Here is a 20,152-nt window from a genome sequence, read left to right on the forward strand (position 1 = left end):
TGGAGAAAGCAACCCGTAACATATCTTAGCAAAAACCGTCAGCCCTCGGCCTACTCCAAGGGGAGGAGTTAACCCAGTCATCTCAACCACACTCGCAGTGAATCTGACTGGGAACCCCTAATGTTTTGCCATAAAAAGGGTGAAGCCGAATTTAACCGCGAACCACCTGTTGCAAGGAGGCACTCACGTCATCCATCGAGCGATCGCCATTCACCGAAACCAAGCGATCGTCGTGCTGATAATAGGCGATCGCCGGGGCAGTTTGCTCGCGATAAACCTCTAACCGACGACGAATCGTCTCTTCCGTATCATCTTGGCGACCGCGTTTGAGCAGGCGTTCCACCAACGCTTGGTCGGGGACTTCCAGATTCACCACCACATCGCTTTTCTGGTTGATTTCGGCGAGCAGTTTGTCCAGAAATTCCGCCTGAGTCACATTCCGGGGAAATCCATCGAGGATCCAACCCGCTTGCTCCGCATCCGGTTGAGTCAGGCGTACGCGCACCATATCCAACAGCAACGAATCGGGCACCAACTCGCCGCGATCCATATAAGCTTTTGCTTGATTACCTAGCTCAGTCTTCTCGGCTACCGCCGCGCGCAGCAAATCCCCCGTAGAAATATGAGGAATTTGACAACTCTGCGCCAGACGCTTAGCTTGCGTTCCTTTACCCGCTCCTGGCGGTCCCAAAAAAATAACTCTTGTCACTATTGCTTCACCATTCCTTCATAGCGCTGCGAAATCACGTAAGTTTGAATTTGTTTGGCGGTATCGATCGCCACCCCGACCAAAATCAGCAGTGACGTTGCCCCCAAGCCCTGAAACGTCCGCACGCCGGTGGCACTTTCCACAGCAGTGGGCACGATCGCCACCAACCCGAGGAAAACCGCGCCTAAAAAGGTTAAACGATTCAACACCCGCTCCACATATTCAGTGGTCGCCCGTCCCGGACGAATCCCAGGGATACTCGCTCCCATTTTCTTTAAATTCTGCGCCATATCCACGGGATTGATAATCAACGAAGCGTAGAAATAGCTAAAAAACAGAATTAACAGAAAATAAAACGCCACATAAAGCCAAGGAGTCGGTCCCCCCGGACTGAGATATTGTGCAAACGAAATCAGCGCTTCGCTCTTCGTCACCTGAGCGATCGTCGCCGGCAAAATCAAAACTGCGGAAGCAAAAATAATCGGCATCACGCCGCCTTGATTCACCCGCAAAGGCAAATAGCTACTCTTTTCCCGATAAATCCGACGCCCCACTTGACGTCGAGCGGAAATAATCGGGATGCGGCGAGTCCCTTCCTGGACGAACACAATCCCCACAATCATAATCAAGAATACCGCCAGCAGAACCACCACTGGTCCGACAATGGCCTGATTTTCGCGGGCGAGAGCAAAGGTTCGCGCCAAGGAACTCGGCAGTACCGCCACGATGTTCACAAAAATTAACAACGAAGCCCCATTGCCGACTCCCCGTTCGGTAATCAGCTCCGAGACCCACATCACAAACATCGATCCGGCGGTCAGAGCCACGATTGTCTCTATGTAGAATAAAACGCCGGGGTCGGGGTTCTCAGCAAAAGCACCCACCCAAAGGGCAATGCCAACACTTTGCAACACCGCCCATCCCAACGCTACATAGCGAGTAATCTGAGAAATTTTGCGCCGCCCTGCTTCCCCTTCGTTTTTTTGCAAATCCTCCAACGTAGGAAGGGCAGCGGTCAATAATTGCATAATAATGGAGGCATTAATGTAAGGCAGGATCCCCAAGGCAAAAATCCCCAAGGCTCGCAAACCACCTCCAGAAAATAAATCCAAAAAACCAATCAGGGGACTCCCCTCGATATTGGCTTGAAATCTTGCCCGATCGATTCCCGGAACGGGAATCCATACGCCTAAGCGCACTAAAACTAACATGCCAATGGTCAGAAGCAGCCGACCTCTCAGACCCGCTGCTTTCGCCATCTGCATGAAAGTCTCCTGAGCGGTTGGCGCTTTATCTCGACTAACAACCATGAAGGAGTACCTCTAGTAATCATTGCAGTGGCGCTGAGCGCCCTAGGGCTTGCCCCTTGGGCACGGGCGATCGCCCTAGGCGTTGGCACCCAGAACCTCGCAACTTCCACCCGCCGCTTCTATCTTGGCTCGGGCTGATGCGCTAAAGGCAGCAGCTTTAACATTCAGCGGAACGTTCAGTTCCCCATCTCCTAAGATTTTCAGCGGCCATTTGTTGGAAGTCACCAGGCCAGCCTCCATTAAGGAAGCCAGTGTCACCTCGCTCGACGCGGGCAACGATGCCAACTGACTCACGTTAATCGTAGTGTAATGTTTGCGATTGATAAGCGTAAAGTGCTTCAGCTTGGGTAGCCGTCGGTAAAGCGGCAGTTGGCCTCCTTCAAAACCGGGCCGGGTGCTTCCCCCGGATCTGGATTTTTGACCTCTCATTCCTTTGCCGCAGCTTGCACCTTGACCCGCAGAAATGCCACGGCCCAAGCGCCGCCGACGCTTTTTCGACCCTGCTTTGGGCACAGCATCTTGTATTCTCACGACGATCTTCTCCTGTACTTGTTTGGCTCTAATTCCGAAGGGCAATCGGTAGGTAAGATGAGCGCTAACTCAATCTGCCCCCGCAAAAACTTCCATCCCCCGGGGGCGGGGGCGATCGCTCTGGCCAGGTTTGGCTGCGACCCGCTGGTGCCTGGAAATGCCAATCTCGCCTCTCCCCGCGATCGCTGGCTTAAGCGTAGATCTGCTCCACGGAAATTCCCCGCTCTTCAGCCACTTCTGAAAAGGTTCGCAGGGAGGATAACGCCTCTACTGCAGCTCTGGCATTATTCAGGGGGTTATCTGACCCGAGCTGCTTGGCCAGCACGTTCTGAACACCGGCTAACTCTAGTACGGTTCGCACCGCTCCACCAGCAATTACACCAGTACCCGGGGCAGCCGGTCTCATCATAACTTTGGCTCCGGTGGCCATGCCGTTGACGCGATGCGGAATTGAGTTGGCTTTGGTCAGGGGCACCTCAATTAGATGCTTTTTCCCATCGGCTACGCCTTTTTTCACCGCTCCGATCACGTCACTGGCTTTTCCTACGCCCACCCCCACTTGACCGCGCTCGTTCCCCACGACCACGATCGCGCGAAAGCTCAGCTTTTTACCACCTTTGACCACTTTGGTCACCCGGCGGATCTGAACGACCCGCTCTTGCCAATCGGTTTGGTTATCCCGATTGCGATTGCTTTTTTTACCACGATCCGCCATAATTTTTCTTCTGTTTAGTCCTACTTATTTCTGGTGGAGTGCAGAAGGGTCGAGAGCTGCTCGATCGCGATCGCTCCGTTCGTTTCCACTCCCCACTTTTTTCGATCCATTTCTAAAAGTCTAACCCAGCTTCCCGGGCAGCATCAGCCAGGGCTTTGACTCGACCGTGGTAAATATGTCCACCTCGGTCAAATACCACTTTTTGCACTCCTTTCTCTAAGGCACGCTGGGCAAGCAGGGTGCCCACCCGTGCGGAAGCTTCACAAGTCGATGCCGATGAAATATCGGCTTTCAGTTCTGAATCTACTGTGGAAGCCGAGGTCAGGGTATGGTGTTGCGTATCGTCAATCACTTGCGCGTAAATGTGCTGGTTCGACCGAAATACGCATAACCGAGGTCGTTCTGGCGTGCCCACTACTTTGCGGCGCACCCGCCGATGTCGGCGATGAATTAATTCTTTGCGAGTGAGCTTCATCTGAAAAACTCCTAAGTTGGAAACTTAGTCTCTTTCGAGCTAATAAAAGGAAAACGGATAAGCGGTTGAAAACCACTTTCAATCGGTCAGGAATTACTACTACCGTACTGGGTTTACTTGTTTGGCGTACTTTGGAAATGTACTTGCAATGGATGTTTGACCATTGCCAAGATTTTGCCCTCTCCCCATAGGGATGATTTGTACTGAAGTAGGCTCCCTTTTCTACAGGACGGGAGCATCTCCTGGGTGTGGTGACTCCAAAAACCTAGGAAGCGAAAGACGTTACGCGATCGCCGAGTTGGTCTGAGCCATGAATGCAACCCGCCCCTTCAGGGTGAGGGGGGTTGACATGTTATTTCTTGCCGGCCTTCCCTGCTTTGCGTCTGACTTGTTCGCCTGCATAGCGAATGCCTTTGCCTTTGTAGGGTTCGGGGGGTCGAACATCGCGAATTTTCGCGGCGATGTTCCCGACTACTTCTTTATTGATGCCAGTGATAATGACATTCGTGTTGTTTTCCACAGCCAACTGAATGCCTTCTGGCGGTTTAATCTCTACCGGGTTGCTGTAACCGACGTTGAGAATCAGGTTGCGGCCTTGAACTTGAGCGCGATAACCCACCCCAAGGATTTCCAGACGTTTTTGAAATCCTTGGGAAACCCCTTCAACCATGTTGGCCACTAGGGTTCTACTCAAGCCATGTCGCTGTCTGGCCTTGCGGGATTCATCCCGAGGCTTTACCGTAACCACACTCCCGTCTAGTTCTACGCTGACTTCAAGAGGTAGAACTCGGGAGAGTTCCCCTTTTGGCCCCTTGACAGATACTGTCTGATTGTCAATCGTAACCGTCACTTTATCGGGGAGATTAATGGGGCGCTTACCAATCCGAGACATAATTCTCCGTTGTAGTGTGCTAATTGTTGGTTGTTGAGGTGTCGATTGTCGAAGGGTGGATTGTCGATCGCTGTTGATTTTTCTTCAGCCATCAACTATCAATATTCAACCTCGACATTCGACTACCACACGTAGCAAAGCACTTCCCCACCTACACCTTGGCGTCGAGCTTCGCGATCGGTCATAATGCCCGACGAGGTGGATATGATAGCAATGCCAATTCCGCCCAAAACGCGAGGTAAATCTTTTCGGTTAGAATAGACCCGCAAGCCCGGTCTACTGACCCGCTTCAACGCTTTAATAATCGGATCGCGATTTTTGCCTTTGTATTTCAAGGCAATCACCAAGTTTTTTCTGAACCCTTCGCCTGCTTCTTCGTATTCAGCGATAAAGCCTTCTTCTCGAAGAACTTTCGCGATCGAACGGGTCATTTTTGTTGATGGAACCTCTGTTTTTGGGTGCCGCGCTAAGCTGGCATTGCGGATGCGCGTCAGCATATCTGCAATTGTGTCGTTAGCCGCCATTTTTCCCTCCTTATTCCCCTGTTATTTATCTCTCGCGGAAGGGCATTCCCATTTCTCTGAGCAAGGCGCGGCCCTCTTCATCTGTGTTAGCAGTGGTGACGATTGATATGTCCATCCCACGAATTTGATCGATGCTGTCATAGTCTACTTCTGGAAAAATAAGCTGTTCTTTGACGCCCAAGGTGTAGTTTCCTCGGCCATCAAAACTTTTGGGACTAATACCGCGAAAGTCCCGAATCCGAGGTAGAGCTAGGTTAATTAATCGCTCCAAAAAGGAATACATGCGATCGCCCCTTAGCGTCACCATAATTCCCACGGGCATCCCTTGGCGAATTTTAAAGCCAGCAATTGCTTTTTTAGCTCGCGTGACTATTGGTTTTTGCCCAGTAATTATGGCCAGCTCTCTCTGAGAAGATTCTAGCGCCTTTGCATTAGTAGACGCATCGCCTAAGCCTCGGTTAACCGTGACTTTAATCGTCTTAGGCACCTGATGGATATTTTCATATCCAAATTCTTCCGTCAGTTTCGGAACGATTTGTTCGAGATAGCGACTTTTGAGTGCTTGTGTCATGGTAATTTTCGCTTCCTTTTCCCTGGTCTTTGTCAGGGACTAATTATCCGTTCCACTTGGAAAAATTTCTCGCCTTGCTGTTGCGAGCTAATCAATAATTTCTCCGGTTTTCTTGAGCATTCTCACCTTGCGACCATCTTCGGTGAAGGTGTAGCAAACCCGGCTGGCTACTTCTTGCTTAGTCGAATAAAGCATCACGTTCGAGCTATGAATCGGCGCTTCAAAAGTTTCGATTCTCCCCGATTCACCTTCTTGAGTAGGTTTCACGTGTTTGGTTTTCACGTTAACCCCTTTCACAATCACTTTACTCGTTTGAGGAAACGCTTTAACGATTTCCCCCACTTTGCCTTTTTCTTTCCCAGAAATCACCTGTACGGTGTCCCCAGTTTTGACATGCATTTTGTAGCGAACCGGCGTTTTGTTACTGGTTTTAGCCATTAGAGCACCTCCGGCGCTAAGGAAACAATTTTGGTGTAATTTTTATCCCGCAGTTCCCGAGCAACGGGGCCAAAAACCCGGGTTCCTCTTGGATTTCCATCGGCGTTGATGATAACTGCCGCGTTATCATCAAAACGAATGCTCATTCCACTAGCTCGGCGCAGTCCCTTGCGGGTGCGAACGATCACGGCACGAACGATGTCAGATTTCTTGATCGCCATATTGGGCGTTGCTTCTTTGACAACGGCAACGATCGTATCGCCCACTGAGGCGTAGCGTCGGTTGCCCCCAAGGACGCGAATGCACATCAAGGTTCTGGCACCGCTATTATCCGCAACTTTGAGATAAGACTCTTGTTGAATCACCTTCGGTCTCCCTGTCGTTTATGCTTCGGAGGCACTATTGAGAATTTCGATAACGGCCCAGCGTTTCGTGCGGCTGAGGGGGCGAGTTTCCTGAATCCGGACGCGATCGCCCTCTTTGCACTGATTCTGTTCATCGTGAGCCTTATACCGCTTGGTATTGACCACAATTTTGCCGTACTTCGGATGTGGACTTCTATTTTCCACGGCGACGACAACGGTTTTATCCATCTTGTCGCTGACCACAAAGCCTACTCTTTCTTTAACAGCCATTGTCACCTACTCCTCAAAGGTCCGCTGATTCTGTTTCGGTAGATGTGGCAGAAGCCGATACAGCAGTTTCGCCGCTTTCGGATGGCGTCTGCGCTTCAGCTGCCGCTTTGGCTGCCTGTGCCCGTTTTCGCTCTCCTTCCACTGTCAGCAATTGAGCCAGTTTGTGCTTCTTATGCTTAAACAGGTGAGTTTTCTCCAGGCGACGAGTTGCTTTTTGCAGCCTCAATTCAAACAATTCCCGCTTGAGTGTCACAATCTCTTCTGCGATCTGTTCATCACTCAAGTTTCTGACTTCTGAAACCTTGGGAAAAGCCATAATCTATGTCTGCTCCCCTTCTCTGGTAATAAACTTCGTTTTAATCGGCAACTTATGAGAAGCAAGGCGCATCGCTTCGCGAGCGGTTGCTTCGGGAACGCCGCCAATCTCAAACAAAATCCGACCCGGTTTGACCACCGCCACCCAGTATTCTGGCGAACCTTTACCGGAACCCATCCGGGTTTCCGCCGCACGCATGGTGACTGGCTTATCTGGAAAAACTCGAATCCAGATTTTGCCCCCCCTACGGATATAGCGCGTCATAGCTCGACGGCTGGCTTCGATTTGACGGGAGGTAATCCAGGACGGTTCGATCGCTTGCAGGGCAAATTCCCCAAAATTAATTTGGTTGCCTCTAGTGGCTAACCCCCGCATCCGCCCGCGCTGTTGCTTGCGAAATTTTGTTCTTCTAGGACTTAACATGACTCGCGCTTTGCGTAATGGCTACTAGCTAACGGGTAAAAAACAACTTACCCTTCATTGGAGCGGTCTTCAAATTGCTGGCGGCGTCTTTTCCCCCGAGGACGGTTATTCGCGCCAATCGGCGAAGCTGCTTCCTCTTGTCCGGGAATAATTTCACCTTTAAAAATCCACACTTTCACGCCGAGAATCCCATAAATCGTTCTGGCGGTTCGGTAGGAATAATCAATATCTGCCCGCAACGTATGCAGAGGAACTCTGCCTTCACGAGTCCATTCGGTTCGGGCAATTTCTGCCCCATTCAAACGCCCGCTCACTTGCACTTTAATCCCTTCCACACCGGCTTTTTGGGCGCGTTGAATGGCTTGACGCACCACCCGGCGGAAAGAAACCCGGCGCTCTAATTGGCTGGCAATATATTCAGCAATTAAAGTAGCGTCGGCATCGACCCGCGTCACTTCCACGACGTTAATCCGGATTTGACGATTGCTGCCAAGCATTTCCTGCAGACCGGTTCGCAAGGCTTCAATGCCACTACCGCCGCGACCCACGACCACACCGGGTCTCGCGGTGCGGACTTCTAGATCGATTTGGTCGGCTTTGCGCTCGATCCGCACCTCTGAAATGCCTGCATTATTCAGGGTAGTGTGAACGTAGTGACGAATCTTGTAGTCTTCTTCTAGCAGTTCCGGGTAGCGGTTGCTATCGGCAAACCACCGAGAGCGGTGTTCTTGCGTTACGCCGAGCCGAAAACCTGTTGGATGTATCTTCTGTCCCACGAATCTGTGTCCTCGTACAACCAGTAATAAAACGTCAACCCTAACTTGAGAGGCGAAGACGGTTTGAGTAACTCTACGCCTTCTCGTTCCTTTGCTATTCCGACTCGATTTCTGGAGCAACCGCAACGGTAATATGACAGGTTGGCCTGCGAATCATATAAGCCCGTCCTTGTGCCCGAGGCCGATACCGCTTCAAACTCGGACCTCCATCAGCATACGCTTCGGCAACCCATAACGTTGCTGGATCCAAACCGTTGTTATGTTCGGCATTAGCGGCAGCCGATCGCAGCACTTTACGAATCGGGTCGCAGGCACGATAGGGCATGAATTCCAGAATGATGAGCGCCTCCCGATAGGAGCGACCCCGAATCTGGTCGAGAACGCGACGAACTTTGTAGGGAGACATGCGAACGTAGCGCGCGCTTGCTTTGACTTTTTCTGTAGTATCGATAGCCATAGATTTCTCCAAGTGTCGAAAGCCTTTGTCTCTAGTCCCAAGAAAGTTGACTATAGCAGTCAAAGGACTTTTGACAGCGTTTCTAGCGCCGCCCTTTCTTATCGCTTTTTGCGTGTCCCCGGAAGGTTCGGGTCGGCGCGAATTCGCCTAATTTGTGCCCGACCATCTGCTCGCTAATGTACAACGGTACGTGCTGGCGGCCATTATGAACGGCGATGGTATGCCCCAGCATATCCGGCACGATCGTTGAGGCTCGCGACCAGGTTTTAATGACTTGCTTTTCTCCTTTCTCGTTTAGCTTTTCAATTTTGCGAAGCAAATGATCCGCTACGAAAGGACCTTTTTTAAGAGAACGTCCCATAGTTCACGAAGGATAAAATATTAACGATCGACAACGATGCATCGAGAAGGCATTTCCCCTTCTCCATTTCTTTCTTTGCACAAGCTTAAGACTGACGACCGCCTTTGCCTCGTTTGGAAGACTTCCGACGACGGCGGACGATCGCGGCATCGCTGGCTTTTTTCTTCTTGCGGGTCTTGCGGCCTAACGCTGGCTTACCCCAAGGGGTCACTGGCCCACTTCTACCGATTGGCGCTCTTCCTTCCCCACCACCATGCGGGTGGTCTACGGGGTTCATCACGCTTCCTCTGACTTCCGGGCGTCGTCCCAACCAGCGGGTGCGACCGGCTTTACCCAAACTGATGTTTCTGGCTTCGATATTGCCCACTTGACCCACGGTAGCGTAGCACTCTTTGCGGAACATGCGAACTTCGCCGGAGGGTAATTTCAGGGTGACGAAATTCCCTTCTTTGGCTTGCACTTGTGCGCCGGCTCCGGCAGAGCGCACCATTTGTCCGCCGCGTCCCGGATTGAGTTCTACATTGTGAACCAAGGTACCCAGGGGCATTCTCTCGAGGGGCAGGGCGTTGCCCACTTCGATCGCGGCGTCGGGTCCGGCGACGATATAACTCCCTACATTTAACCCCACTGGATGCAGGATATACCGCTTTTCGCCATCCTGATAGTGCAGCAATGCAATCCGCGCGTTCCGGTTCGGATCGTATTCGATCTCGGCCACTTTCGCGGGAATATTGTGCTTATCTCGGCGAAAGTCGATTTCTCGATAGCGCCGCTTGTGACCCCCACCTCGATGTCGGCAGGTAATCACCCCGCGATTATTGCGCCCTTTTTTCCGATGCTTCTTTTTGGTCAGGGACTTTTCTGGCCGATCGCGGGTGATTTCGGCAAAATCGGAAACGCTGTGTTGCCTGGTGCTTGGAGTGTATGGCCGATAAGTACGGATACCCATAATTTCAACTCTCGTTCAACTGCTTTATTTGGCTTCTCTCCTCAGAATGGGGGTAAAGCTTTTCTGGTGGCACTTCGGGTGAAACTCCACTCCACAAGCTGTTTCCCCTACACTTCTGGGAAGAATATGCTTTGCAACGAATCACCCTCTGCCAAGGTCACGATCGCTCGCTTATAGTGAGGCTTATACCCCACAAATCTCCCGAACCGACGCTTTTTGGGGGGCAGATGTTGGGTATTGACCCTCAGTACCTTCACATCAAACAGGTGTTCGATCGCTGCTTTGATTTGCGGTTTCGTCGCCTTTGAAGTCACGTCAAACACGTACTTATTCTCCTCCATCAGCATCGTGGCTTTTTCTGTCACGATCGGGCGACGAATTAAGTCCGCTAGCTTGCGAAGATTTTGTTCACTCACCATAGACCTCCTCAATTTTGGCAAGGGCTGCTGCTGTGGTGACGATCCGATCTGCCACTAGCACATCGTAAACGTTTAAGTTATTGGCGTACACGATATTGAGCGCCTCTACGTTCCGAGCCGACAAATACACGTTCTCTTGCCGCTCTGGCAAAATCAGCAGTACCTTGTCGTTTGGCTCTACACCCCAGCGCCCTAAAGCATTGACCAGCTCTTTGGTCTTCGGACGTGGCAGATTTTCTGCAAACTCTTCTACCACTATCATGTCTTCTGCCCGACTTTGAAACGCCGTCCGCAATGCCAGACGCCGCTCTTTACGATTCATCTTGGTCTCGTAATCTCTTGGCTTCGGACCAAAGATCACCCCGCCGCCTCGCCACAATGGCGAGCGAATGGATCCGGCCCGGGCGCGACCGGTTCCTTTTTGTCTCCAGGGTTTTCTTCCCCCACCTCTGACTTCCGCTCGAGTCTTGGTGCCCACCGTTCCTTGACGACGGTTGTTCAGTTGCCGGGTCAGCGCTTTATGAACGATATGAGCGGCATTCTCTTCTTTCGCCACCCGCAGTTCCAATGTCGCGGCTCCGACTTCTTCCCCTTGCCAATTTTTAACTACACAGTTCACCATCTCTGTCTACCCCCGTTTCTTCCGTTACTCCGATCGGGTTTGAGTTTTTGCAAACGTTCTTGCCGATAATTTATTTGGAACCGCCTACCACGTTGCTTGGCTTAATATTGAGCAGGGCACCGGGTTTTCCGGGAACCGAGCCTTTGATGAGCAGCAGGTTGCGCTCAGTATCCACCCGCACGACTTTCAATTTCCGCAGGGTGACTTGCTTCCCGCCGAGTCTTCCTGCCATTCGCTTGCCTGGATACACCCGCCCCGGGGTCGTCCCCGCGCCGGTGGAACCGGGCAATCTATGGTTCTTCGACCCGTGGGACATCGGCCCGCGCTTGAAGTTATGCCGTTTGTGATACCCCGCAAATCCCCGACCAATACTGTTTCCGCTGACGTCTACAATTTGATCCGCCGCGAAAGTATCGACTTTGATTTGTTGTCCTAGCTCAAAATTGTTGGCGTCCTCTATCCGATATTCGCATAAATGACGCAACGGGGGCGCGTTGGACTTGACGAGGTGACCGAGTTCTGGTTTGTTAATCGCCTTGGCGGGCGCTTCACCATATCCAACTTGAATGGCTACGTAGCCATCTGTTTCTTTGGTCTTGATTTGGGTCACGGTGCATGGTCCGGCTTGAACGACGGTGACGGGAACGGCTCTTCCCTCTTCGTCAAACACTTGGGTCATGCCGAGTTTAGTGCCGAGAATACCGACAGACACGGGTTATGGTCTCCCCTTACTTACGCACTACAACACAATCGGATCGCTGTGTTCACTACAAACCGCTCTCTCCGATTTCTTTCCGCCAACCCACTCGGAAGTCTGCCTCCTCTCTCAAGGGGAGACAGGCTTCACGGAAGTCGCGCAAGACTTCTGGGTGGACGTGAAAATCTGTCTTTGGAATGAGCTTTTGCTCGAGATGCCTTTCACCGCATGGACTTAAACAATTTCATTGCTCAGTTTCCCTACGAGGCATGTTTTCTCCGCTTCGGTCAGACAGGCGTCTAGATATCTGCCTGCTGTGCTGACCCCCGCTCTCATTCAGCCTTCCTTAACTTGCCGCTAAGGATTGAGTGAGTCTTCTCTTGCGCGGACTCTCCTTAAGATAGCCTAATTTTGCTATCTGTTGTGGACAGGTTGGCTCTCCGGAAAGAGTCAATTGGCTGAATTTGGCGACAATTTAATACCATATCTCATTTACATCCCCTTGTCTAGTCTTTTTCCTAATTTTTTTTATTTTTTTGAGGCGGGCTGGAATGCCAAGCGGCTCAACCGCTTACCCCACAATAGGTTAAAGAATTTGCCACCTGGAATTTTTTTGCAAACTTGGGGAAAAATTCAGCGATCGCACCCACCGAGACCCTCAACTGGATGGGGAATAGGGATCCGGCTCAACCCCTCTTGTGACGCTCAAGTACACTTCTGCGGAAACGACTTGGGGGTGTTGCTGGGCTAACGTTCCCAGAATACGAGGAGAATGCCGCCTGTGGGGGGGATAAGCGCTTCTGCTCAAAACACCACCACCGGGCGTCGCAGGTGGAGGAGCATTCATATATACTGGTTCTCAGTATTCTTGCGCTTTCGTCTGTTGGCGTTGAGCGATCGCGACTATCCTCAATAGGGTGCCGATCGCGCCTTTGCGAGGGCTTGCACAAAAGCACGGTAAATCTCATCATAACCGTTAAACCACCGAGGATCTCAACTTTATGGCACTGCTTATCACGGGCAAAAAATTCATCCGCGATCTGGAAAATAATGGAGCGCTGGCCCTGTACGTCCCCTTAGAAGGCGGATTTGAGGGGCGCTACCAGCGCCGACTTCGCGCGGCAGGCTATGTCAACCTGTCGCTCAGCGCCCGGGGTTTAGGAGACCCAGCGGCTTATTTAACCGGGGTTCACGGGGTGCGTCCTCCCCACTTGGGCAAAAAAGATGTGCGGACTTATTTTATCCCGCCAATCGTCAACTACAACTTAGACCATCTCCCTGCCAAATCTAAAGGTCTGGTGGTGTGGCTGATTGATGGCATGATTCTGTCACAGCAAGAAATCGAGTATTTGAGCGAATTGCCAAATATCGAACCGCGAGTCAAAGTGGTGGTGGAAGTGGGGGGCGATCGCCAGGTTCGCTGGACTCCCCTGCGCGATGTAGTGCTTTCTGCATCGGCAAGCTAATTTTCCGACTTTCAATGCACCAAAGGGGGGCGATCGCGATCGCCCCCCTTTGGTGCTTTAAGCTAAGCTACAAGCAGAGGCATCCCCTTTCTTCATGCCCCAAGCTTGAAACCCGCCGATGCCCCTACCAACTTTAGCTTTAACATTTAACACTCTGATGCTGGAAAACCGCGACTATACCCTCATTCTCGATAAAAGTGGCAGTATGTCCATCCCAGACCAGCGCGGCGGGAGAACCCGATGGCTGGAAGCTCAAGAATCTACCCTCGCTTTAGCTAGAAAATGCGAGGACTTCGACCCGGATGGCATCACGGTTTATGTCTTTTCGGGACGCTTTAAACGCTACGATAACGTCACCTCTGCCAAGGTCGAACAGATTTTTCGGGAAAACGAACCCTCGGGGCGCACCGATTTAGCCGGGGTTCTCCAAGATGCGCTCAACAATTACTTCCAACGCAAAGCAAGCGCCCAAAGCAAACTCAATGGCGAAACCATCTTAGTGGTCACTGACGGCGAACCGGACGATCGCAAAAGTGTAATGAAAGTCATTATTGATGCCTCTCGTCGCATTGACAAAGATGAAGAATTGGCCATCTCTTTCATCCAAATCGGCAACGACCCCGTAGCAACTCAGTTTCTCAAAGCCCTGGATGATGACCTGCAAACCGCTGGGGCTAAGTTTGACATTGTAGACACTTTAACCATTGATGAAATGGAAGAGTTTACGCTCACTGAAGTTCTCATCAATGCCATTACTGACTAACCAGATTGAGGAAAAAACCTGATGATAGAGAATCGCGATTATACCTTAATTATTGACAAAAGCGGCAGTATGTCCATCGCCGACCAACCCGGCGGCAAAACCCGCTGGAATTCCGCTCAAGAATCTACCCTAGCTCTGGCAAGACGATGTGAAGAGTTCGATCCGGATGGCATTACCGTTTATCTGTTTTCCGGTCGCTTTAAACGTTATGACAACGTGACCACCGCTAAGGTGGAACAAATTTATCAAGAAAATGAACCGATGGGTCGCACCAACTTGGCGGCGGTCCTGCAAGATGCGGTGACTAATTATTTTCAGCGCAAGTCGGCGGGTGAAACGAAACCGGAAGGAGAAACGATTTTGGTGGTTACGGATGGAGAACCAGATGACCGCCGCGCAGTGATGGAGCTGATTATTCAAGCCTCTCGCAAACTCGATCGCGATGAGGAATTGGCAATCTCTTTTATTCAAGTGGGCAAAGACCCGCAAGCCCTGCGCTTCCTTAAGGCATTAGATGATGAATTGCAAGGAGTTGGCGCTAAATTCGACATCGTAGATACAATTACGATGGAGGATATGGAAGAAGTGCCGCTGAAAGAAGTGTTGCTCAACGCGATCGTAGACTAAAAAACCCTGGGAAAACAATACAGGTGGAGAGCGAATTTCAATCGCGATCGCCCGGGGTAAACTCCCCAGGCTTTCAGTTCCCTTCACCCTCCTGAATCTAGCAACAAATCAGGAAAAAAAATAAATCCCGAAAAATCTTGACAACAGCGAGGTAAAAAAGCTATGCTAGAGAATAGAGACTATACCCTAATTCTTGACAAAAGTGGGAGCATGATGACTCCCGATGGATACGGCGGAAAAACGCGGTGGAAATCCGCAGAAGAATCCACATTTGCTTTAGCCGCGAAAGCCGAACAGTTAGACCCGGATGGAATTACGGTTTATCTGTTTTCCAGTCGATTTAAGCGCTACGAAAATGTCACCTCGGCTAAGGTGTCGCAGATTTTCCAGGAAAACGAGCCATCGGGAAGAACCGATTTGGCATCGGTGCTGCAAGATGCGGTGAATAGTTACTTGCAAAAGAAAGCCAGCGGTGAAGCAAAAAACGGGGAAACGATTCTGGTAATTACGGATGGAGAACCGGACGATCGCAAGGCAGTGATGAAGGTCATTATCGAAGCAGCACGTCAGATCGAGCGCGATGAAGAACTGGCGATTTCGATGATTCAAGTGGGCACTGACGCCCAAGCAACCCGCTTTTTAAAAGCCTTAGATGATGAGATGGAAGGGGTAGGCGCTCAGTTCGATATCGTGGATACGATATCGATGGAAGATATGGAAGAGGTGACGCTTTCTGAGGTGCTGATGAATGCAATCTCGGATTAATTACGTTCGAGAATGTAGATAGTACGAGTAGGGTGGGCATTGCCCACCATCCAGCCCAAGTAGGTTGTGTACTGCCCACCATCAAAATTAATCCAGTTGTGAATCCGTGAAAACATTAATTATTCCACCGATTGTATTCGGATACTTCCAAAATACTCTGGCAAACTGGTGGAGAAAACTAACCGATTAGGAAATCAGGAGTCAAAAGCATGGAGTCCATTGACAAACTATTGGCTGAACTGCAAGCAGAACATCAAAATGCCGACTCCAATCAGCCGGAAAAACCGCAGTCCAAGCCTCCAGCGAAACCGCCGCAACCATCGCCCCAGAATCGGCAAAAAAATGACTACAATATAGATAAGCTGTTGTCCGACGTGCAAGGGGAAGCCGAGGGCAAAACGCCACAAGCCCAGCCCCAGCCAAAACCGATCGCCTCACCCTCGACTCAGAGTGTATATGGCAGTCCGGTAGAGAGCTTATTGGGTGATGTGAAGCAGGAATTTGAAGAACGCTTGAAAGCGGAGGAGATTGAAAGAAAAGAACGAGAAAGAGAACGGGAAAGGCAGCGGGAAGAACGCAAACGGCAACAGCAAGAAAAATTGAAAGCCCGCGCCCAGGAATGGCTGAAAAATTTAGATCCGTATTCCGATGAGGGATTTTGGTTTGTGCAGTTTGCCGAGAAGTATTCCTCCAAACTAGAGGCAGCGATCGCCTATCTCAATGCCATGAACTCAGAAAATCATCCCTAAGACAGGGGTCTGATGCACAGAAATGCGGGGCAACACCGTGGCGCTGAATCTGGGGGAGCAAAAATCCCGTAGGCATCAGTTGCGAATATGCCTAGAGAAATAAATTTGCCAGATTGGCTGTCAAATTTTCACCAACCGGATTAGCATAGAGGGGTGAACGATCTCAAGTGTCCCCTAAACTCCTTAACCGAAGGCCAGTGGTTCAAATTGATTTGCGGTGCGAGTTTTCAACACTTGCCTGCCGTGCGGAACATCACGTTGGCCTATACCCTAGCTGGTGCTGACTGCATCGACGTGGCAGCAGATCCAGCCGTAGTTGCCGCTGCCAAAGAAGCGCTACAGGTAGCGGGCAACATCGCTGACGATGCCGACAAATGGGGCGATCGCAGGCCAAGCATTCTGAGAAAAAACAATCTGCCCCTGCTGATGGTGAGCTTAAACGATGGGGAAGACCCTCATTTTCGCAAAGCGCAGTTCGATGCAAATCTCTGTCCGGCAGATTGTCCGCGCCCTTGCGAACAGATTTGTCCAGCACAAGCGATTGTGTTTGACAACCCCAAGGAAGAACTGAGAATTAACAACCCACGAACGGTTAATTCGCAATCTTCAATTGAGAATTCTGTTCCCGGTGGTGGCGTAATCGAGGAACGCTGTTATGGATGTGGGCGATGCGTCCCGGTGTGTCCCCTGGGGCTAATTACGACTCGTTCGTATGTCTCGACACCGACGGCGATCGCTCCCACCGTGTTATCTAAAGGTGTAGATGCTGTAGAAATCCACACCTGTGTAGGGCGTTTGTCAGACTTCAAGCGCTTGTGGAGTTCGATTTCACCGTGGGTTGATTCATTGAAAGCGATCGCGATTAGTTGTCCCGACGGACCGGATCTGATTGATTATCTCTGGGCAATGTACGAAACGATTTCGCCCTTGCCCTGCGCCCTCATTTGGCAAACCGATGGGCGTCCGATGAGTGGCGATATTGGCATCGGCACTACCCACGCCACGGTGAAACTCGGGCAAAAAGTTTTAGCAGCAGGATTACCGGGCTACGTACAGCTTGCGGGAGGGACCAACCATCACACCGTTGCCAAACTCAAGGCAATGGGGTTGCTCAAATCCTCGGTTGCCAGCCGCCATCCCTATATTGCTGGGGTCGCCTATGGCAGCTATGCCCGGGTGCAGTTGACTTCTATCTTAGAGCAGCTCGAAGAACGCAGCGATCGGCTTTTTCAGGAGAGCGAGGTTTCTGGGGTGGCATCCCCCTTGCGCCTAGAAGATTTTCCCGATTTGCTGTGGCAAGCGGTTGATTTAGCATATTCCCTAGTCGCACCGCTGAAATTTCCGGTACAATACAAATGTAACACAAATAATACAGTGCCATGAAAAAGCCCCCGTTGATTTCCCAAACCCTTTGATTACTTGATTTGCAACGTTTCATTAATGTAGTGCTAAGTTATCGACGCCAACTAATTTATGGTCAATTCCAATGGACATCCCCCCATTGACAACCTTCACCAACCTGACTCCCAGGTTGCCGTGGAAAACGTCGCTTTAGGAAGAATGCAGGTAACCGACGATCTGAACAAATTGCTGGAGATTTTGCCAGAAAAGATTCGCGATCGCGTAGAAGGGCATCCAGCGCTCAGCAGCCTGATTGAGGTGGTGATGGATTTGGGCCGCCTTCCAGAAGCTCGCTTCGAGAACAAAGCCGAGTACCTCGGCGATACCCCCATTTCGCGCGCCGATCTCGACTACGCCATCGATCGCGTCGGTCACTTCAGCGGAGATAACCGCGCCGGAATCGAGCAAACCCTGCATCGCATCAGCGCCATTCGCAATCGTACCGGAGAAATCATCGGCTTAACCTGTCGCGCGGGGCGATCGGTTTTCGGCACCATCCGCATGATTCGCGATTTAGTCGAAAGTGGGCAATCAATTCTGATGTTGGGGCGACCCGGGGTCGGAAAAACCACAGCACTGCGCGAAATTGCCCGAGTGCTGGCAGACGAGTTAGAAAAACGGGTGGTGATTATCGACACCTCCAATGAAATTGCCGGCGATGGAGATATTCCCCACCCGGCGATCGGGCGCGCCCGTCGGATGCAAGTGGCTATGCCAGAATTGCAGCATAAGGTGATGATCGAGGCGGTGGAAAACCACATGCCAGAAGTAATCGTCATTGATGAAATCGGTACCGAACTCGAGGCCCTGGCGGCGCGGACAATCGCCGAACGCGGCGTGCAACTGGTGGGCACCGCTCACGGCAATCAACTGGAAAATTTAATCAAAAACCCCACCCTCTGCGATTTAGTCGGTGGCATTCAATCCGTCACCCTTTCCGATGAAGAAGCGCGGCGGCGGGGATGTCAGAAAACCGTGCTGGAACGCAAAGCGCCGCCGACGTTTGAAATTGCGGTAGAAATGCTCGAACGTCAGCGCTGGGTGGTTCACGAACAAGCTGCCGATACGGTGGATAGCTTGCTGCGCGGACGTCAACCGAATCTGCAGGTGCGGACGGTGAACGAAAAGGGCAAGGTCAGCATTACCAATGAACTCTATGCGCCGAGTACGGCCCAAGTTGCCGCACCGGCGTTTCGGGGCAGCAGTGGATTGCGCGGTAGCGGCAAAATGCAGCCCTTGCCTGGGCCCGAGAATTTTGCCGAACCTCGGCGCACTGCCCGCTCTCAGAAGGTGGCGGAGCAACAAACGTTTGAGCAAATGCTCAATGAGTCCTTATATCGCCACAATCCTTTGGGGGGTGGGGCTGAATATGGTGGTCTGGGCGAAATGGCTGCGCCCGGACCGAATGGAGAAGATTTGCCCCTGCATATCTATCCCTATGGGGTCAGTCGCCATCAGTTGGATCGGGTGATTCGGACCCTGAATCTGCCGGTGATGGTGACGAAGGATATTGACAGTGCAGATACGGTGCTGGCAGTCCGCTCTCATGTGAAAAATCATTCTAAGCTGCGCCAAATGGCGAAAAACCGTCAGGTGCCGATCTACACGGTCAATTCCAATAGCGTCCCGAAAATTTCTCACGCCTTGCGACGGATGCTCAATATGGAGGATATGGGCAATCTGGATGCTGCCGAACTGAGTTTGTTCGCTCAAAACGGCAACGATGACGAGATTGAGGCATTGGAAGAAGCCCGCCTCGCCGTGGAGCAAATCGTGATTCCGAAAGGACAACCTGTGGAACTGCTACCGCGATCGGGCAAGGTGCGGAAAATGCAGCACGAGTTGGTGGAGCATTATCGGTTGAAGTCTTGCAGTTTTGGCGACGAACCGAATCGCCGCTTGCGGATTTATCCCGCTTAAGAAGCGATCGCTCCGACTCAGGTTAACGGGTTGGTTTGGTACCTATCACTCTCCGGTGGTAGGTTTTTTTTGGCGGCGATTCCCCCGTTGCGGTTGACCTCGGTCTGCAAACGCCCCTCACCAGATAAGGGTGGGGCGATCGCCTAGGCCAGTCGGATTCGGTATTTTTTGCCCCAAAGTCTTTTTTATATCATTTCTGCCAGCAAAAATCAACCCCTCTGCAAAACTTTTTTTCGCCAAGTTTGACTTGACAAATGACCGTCAATACTATCTAATTTCCCCACCCCGCTCTACACCCACTACTCGCACAAGGGAGCCATCCTGCAATTTATATTATTCTTTTATCCACTTAAATTGGATATGCTTCCGATACTTTTTTGTATAAATTTTTATCGCTCGCGTCTCTCCGGGGTCTGGGGAGGCTTCGGCTTCTCAAAATTATCGAGCCATAGTATAAAATATTTGTGCTACAATTTAGTGAGTTATTTTTAGACGACGTTAGATCGATGAGGCGGGGTGTTTGACTCCAACTGTTGTTTGAGCTGTTGGTTTTCCCGCTTCAAATGTCCGAGAAGCTTGAGCGAATCGTAAAGCTTAGCCTGCATGGTGTCGATTTGTTCCTGTTGGCGCAAGAGTGCCGG

The 20,152-nt window shown here is 51.2% G+C and carries 27 protein-coding genes; 7 read left to right on the forward strand and 20 right to left on the reverse strand.

What is annotated here, in order from left to right:
* Positions 1–151 precede the first annotated feature (151 nt).
* The 20 genes from LKK83_RS03965 to rplC form a co-directional block, all read right to left on the reverse strand.
* Entirely contained in the window at positions 152–709 is a 558-nt protein-coding gene (locus tag LKK83_RS03965) for an adenylate kinase (protein WP_324629575.1), read from the reverse strand.
* Positions 709–2,019 (reverse strand): preprotein translocase subunit SecY, encoded by a 1,311-nt coding sequence (gene secY / locus LKK83_RS03970; protein ID WP_324629576.1) that lies wholly within the window; start codon positions 2,017–2,019, stop codon positions 709–711. The genes LKK83_RS03965 and secY overlap by 1 nt, the downstream gene beginning before the upstream one ends.
* Positions 2,020–2,094: 75 nt before the next feature.
* Positions 2,095–2,550, reverse strand: a complete 456-nt coding sequence (gene rplO, locus LKK83_RS03975; protein ID WP_324629577.1) for a 50S ribosomal protein L15 — start codon at positions 2,548–2,550, stop codon at positions 2,095–2,097.
* A 190-nt stretch (positions 2,551–2,740) separates the two neighbouring features.
* On the reverse strand, positions 2,741–3,265 hold the full coding sequence (rpsE, locus tag LKK83_RS03980) for a 30S ribosomal protein S5 (protein ID WP_324629578.1): 525 nt from the start codon (positions 3,263–3,265) through the stop codon (positions 2,741–2,743).
* A gap of 112 nt (positions 3,266–3,377) precedes the next feature.
* Positions 3,378–3,740, reverse strand: a complete 363-nt coding sequence (rplR, locus tag LKK83_RS03985; RefSeq protein ID WP_324629579.1) for a 50S ribosomal protein L18 — start codon at positions 3,738–3,740, stop codon at positions 3,378–3,380.
* A 352-nt stretch (positions 3,741–4,092) separates the two neighbouring features.
* A complete protein-coding gene (gene rplF / locus LKK83_RS03990; RefSeq protein ID WP_324629580.1) occupies positions 4,093–4,632 on the reverse strand; it encodes a 50S ribosomal protein L6 in 540 nt (179 codons plus the stop codon).
* A 122-nt stretch (positions 4,633–4,754) separates the two neighbouring features.
* The gene (rpsH, locus tag LKK83_RS03995; RefSeq protein ID WP_324629582.1) at positions 4,755–5,156 is read right to left on the reverse strand and encodes a 30S ribosomal protein S8; all 402 of its coding nucleotides are present in this window, start codon (positions 5,154–5,156) and stop codon (positions 4,755–4,757) included.
* Between the two features lie 25 nt (positions 5,157–5,181).
* Positions 5,182–5,727, reverse strand: coding sequence for a 50S ribosomal protein L5 (gene rplE / locus LKK83_RS04000; protein ID WP_324629583.1), 546 nt, complete (start codon positions 5,725–5,727; stop codon positions 5,182–5,184).
* Positions 5,728–5,814: 87 nt separating this feature from the next.
* A complete protein-coding gene (gene rplX / locus LKK83_RS04005; RefSeq protein ID WP_324629584.1) occupies positions 5,815–6,165 on the reverse strand; it encodes a 50S ribosomal protein L24 in 351 nt (116 codons plus the stop codon).
* Positions 6,165–6,530, reverse strand: coding sequence for a 50S ribosomal protein L14 (gene rplN, locus LKK83_RS04010; protein ID WP_324629585.1), 366 nt, complete (start codon positions 6,528–6,530; stop codon positions 6,165–6,167). The genes rplX and rplN overlap by 1 nt, the downstream gene beginning before the upstream one ends.
* An 18-nt stretch (positions 6,531–6,548) precedes the next feature.
* Positions 6,549–6,800, reverse strand: coding sequence for a 30S ribosomal protein S17 (gene rpsQ / locus LKK83_RS04015; protein ID WP_324629586.1), 252 nt, complete (start codon positions 6,798–6,800; stop codon positions 6,549–6,551).
* Positions 6,801–6,813: 13 nt separating this feature from the next.
* Complete coding sequence (gene rpmC, locus LKK83_RS04020) at positions 6,814–7,116, reverse strand: 50S ribosomal protein L29 (RefSeq protein WP_324629587.1); 303 nt, start codon at positions 7,114–7,116, stop codon at positions 6,814–6,816.
* 3 nt (positions 7,117–7,119) lie between these two features.
* Positions 7,120–7,539 carry a 50S ribosomal protein L16 gene (rplP, locus tag LKK83_RS04025; RefSeq protein ID WP_324629588.1) on the reverse strand — a complete coding sequence of 140 codons (420 nt, stop codon included), beginning with the start codon at positions 7,537–7,539 and terminating at the stop codon, positions 7,120–7,122.
* A gap of 47 nt (positions 7,540–7,586) precedes the next feature.
* On the reverse strand, positions 7,587–8,315 hold the full coding sequence (gene rpsC, locus LKK83_RS04030; RefSeq protein WP_324629589.1) for a 30S ribosomal protein S3: 729 nt from the start codon (positions 8,313–8,315) through the stop codon (positions 7,587–7,589).
* A gap of 94 nt (positions 8,316–8,409) precedes the next feature.
* Positions 8,410–8,772 carry a 50S ribosomal protein L22 gene (rplV, locus tag LKK83_RS04035; RefSeq protein ID WP_324629590.1) on the reverse strand — a complete coding sequence of 121 codons (363 nt, stop codon included), beginning with the start codon at positions 8,770–8,772 and terminating at the stop codon, positions 8,410–8,412.
* Between the two features lie 82 nt (positions 8,773–8,854).
* Positions 8,855–9,133, reverse strand: a complete 279-nt coding sequence (gene rpsS / locus LKK83_RS04040; protein WP_324629591.1) for a 30S ribosomal protein S19 — start codon at positions 9,131–9,133, stop codon at positions 8,855–8,857.
* 85 nt (positions 9,134–9,218) lie between these two features.
* Entirely contained in the window at positions 9,219–10,082 is an 864-nt protein-coding gene (gene rplB / locus LKK83_RS04045) for a 50S ribosomal protein L2 (RefSeq protein WP_324629593.1), read from the reverse strand.
* A 107-nt stretch (positions 10,083–10,189) separates the two neighbouring features.
* Positions 10,190–10,498 carry a 50S ribosomal protein L23 gene (locus tag LKK83_RS04050; protein WP_324629605.1) on the reverse strand — a complete coding sequence of 103 codons (309 nt, stop codon included), beginning with the start codon at positions 10,496–10,498 and terminating at the stop codon, positions 10,190–10,192.
* Positions 10,491–11,123, reverse strand: a complete 633-nt coding sequence (rplD, locus tag LKK83_RS04055) for a 50S ribosomal protein L4 (protein WP_324629594.1) — start codon at positions 11,121–11,123, stop codon at positions 10,491–10,493. The genes LKK83_RS04050 and rplD overlap by 8 nt, the downstream gene beginning before the upstream one ends.
* Positions 11,124–11,193: 70 nt before the next feature.
* On the reverse strand, positions 11,194–11,835 hold the full coding sequence (gene rplC, locus LKK83_RS04060; protein WP_324629596.1) for a 50S ribosomal protein L3: 642 nt from the start codon (positions 11,833–11,835) through the stop codon (positions 11,194–11,196).
* A gap of 986 nt (positions 11,836–12,821) precedes the next feature.
* Between rplC and LKK83_RS04065 the strand changes: the two genes are divergently transcribed.
* The 7 genes from LKK83_RS04065 to LKK83_RS04095 all read left to right on the forward strand — a co-directional run bounded on the left by LKK83_RS04065 (position 12,822) and on the right by LKK83_RS04095 (position 19,511).
* Complete coding sequence (locus tag LKK83_RS04065) at positions 12,822–13,286, forward strand: NAD(P)H-quinone oxidoreductase subunit N (protein WP_324629597.1); 465 nt, start codon at positions 12,822–12,824, stop codon at positions 13,284–13,286.
* 157 nt (positions 13,287–13,443) lie between these two features.
* On the forward strand, positions 13,444–14,049 hold the full coding sequence (locus LKK83_RS04070) for a vWA domain-containing protein (protein WP_324629606.1): 606 nt from the start codon (positions 13,444–13,446) through the stop codon (positions 14,047–14,049).
* Between the two features lie 21 nt (positions 14,050–14,070).
* Positions 14,071–14,676: a vWA domain-containing protein gene (locus LKK83_RS04075; protein ID WP_324629598.1), complete on the forward strand. Its 606-nt coding sequence runs from the start codon at positions 14,071–14,073 to the stop codon at positions 14,674–14,676.
* A 162-nt stretch (positions 14,677–14,838) separates the two neighbouring features.
* Positions 14,839–15,441, forward strand: coding sequence for a vWA domain-containing protein (locus LKK83_RS04080; RefSeq protein ID WP_324629600.1), 603 nt, complete (start codon positions 14,839–14,841; stop codon positions 15,439–15,441).
* 209 nt (positions 15,442–15,650) lie between these two features.
* Positions 15,651–16,190, forward strand: coding sequence for a salt stress protein, Slr1339 family (locus tag LKK83_RS04085; RefSeq protein ID WP_324629602.1), 540 nt, complete (start codon positions 15,651–15,653; stop codon positions 16,188–16,190).
* 153 nt (positions 16,191–16,343) lie between these two features.
* The gene (gene ldpA / locus LKK83_RS04090; protein WP_324629603.1) at positions 16,344–17,573 is read left to right on the forward strand and encodes a circadian clock protein LdpA; all 1,230 of its coding nucleotides are present in this window, start codon (positions 16,344–16,346) and stop codon (positions 17,571–17,573) included.
* Between the two features lie 177 nt (positions 17,574–17,750).
* The gene (locus LKK83_RS04095) at positions 17,751–19,511 is read left to right on the forward strand and encodes a R3H domain-containing nucleic acid-binding protein (RefSeq protein WP_324629607.1); all 1,761 of its coding nucleotides are present in this window, start codon (positions 17,751–17,753) and stop codon (positions 19,509–19,511) included.
* Positions 19,512–20,152: the final 641 nt, after the last annotated feature.

The sequence above is a fragment of the Phormidium sp. CCY1219 genome (assembly GCF_035615515.1).
Taxonomy (GTDB): Bacteria; Cyanobacteriota; Cyanobacteriia; order Cyanobacteriales; family Laspinemataceae; genus CCY1219.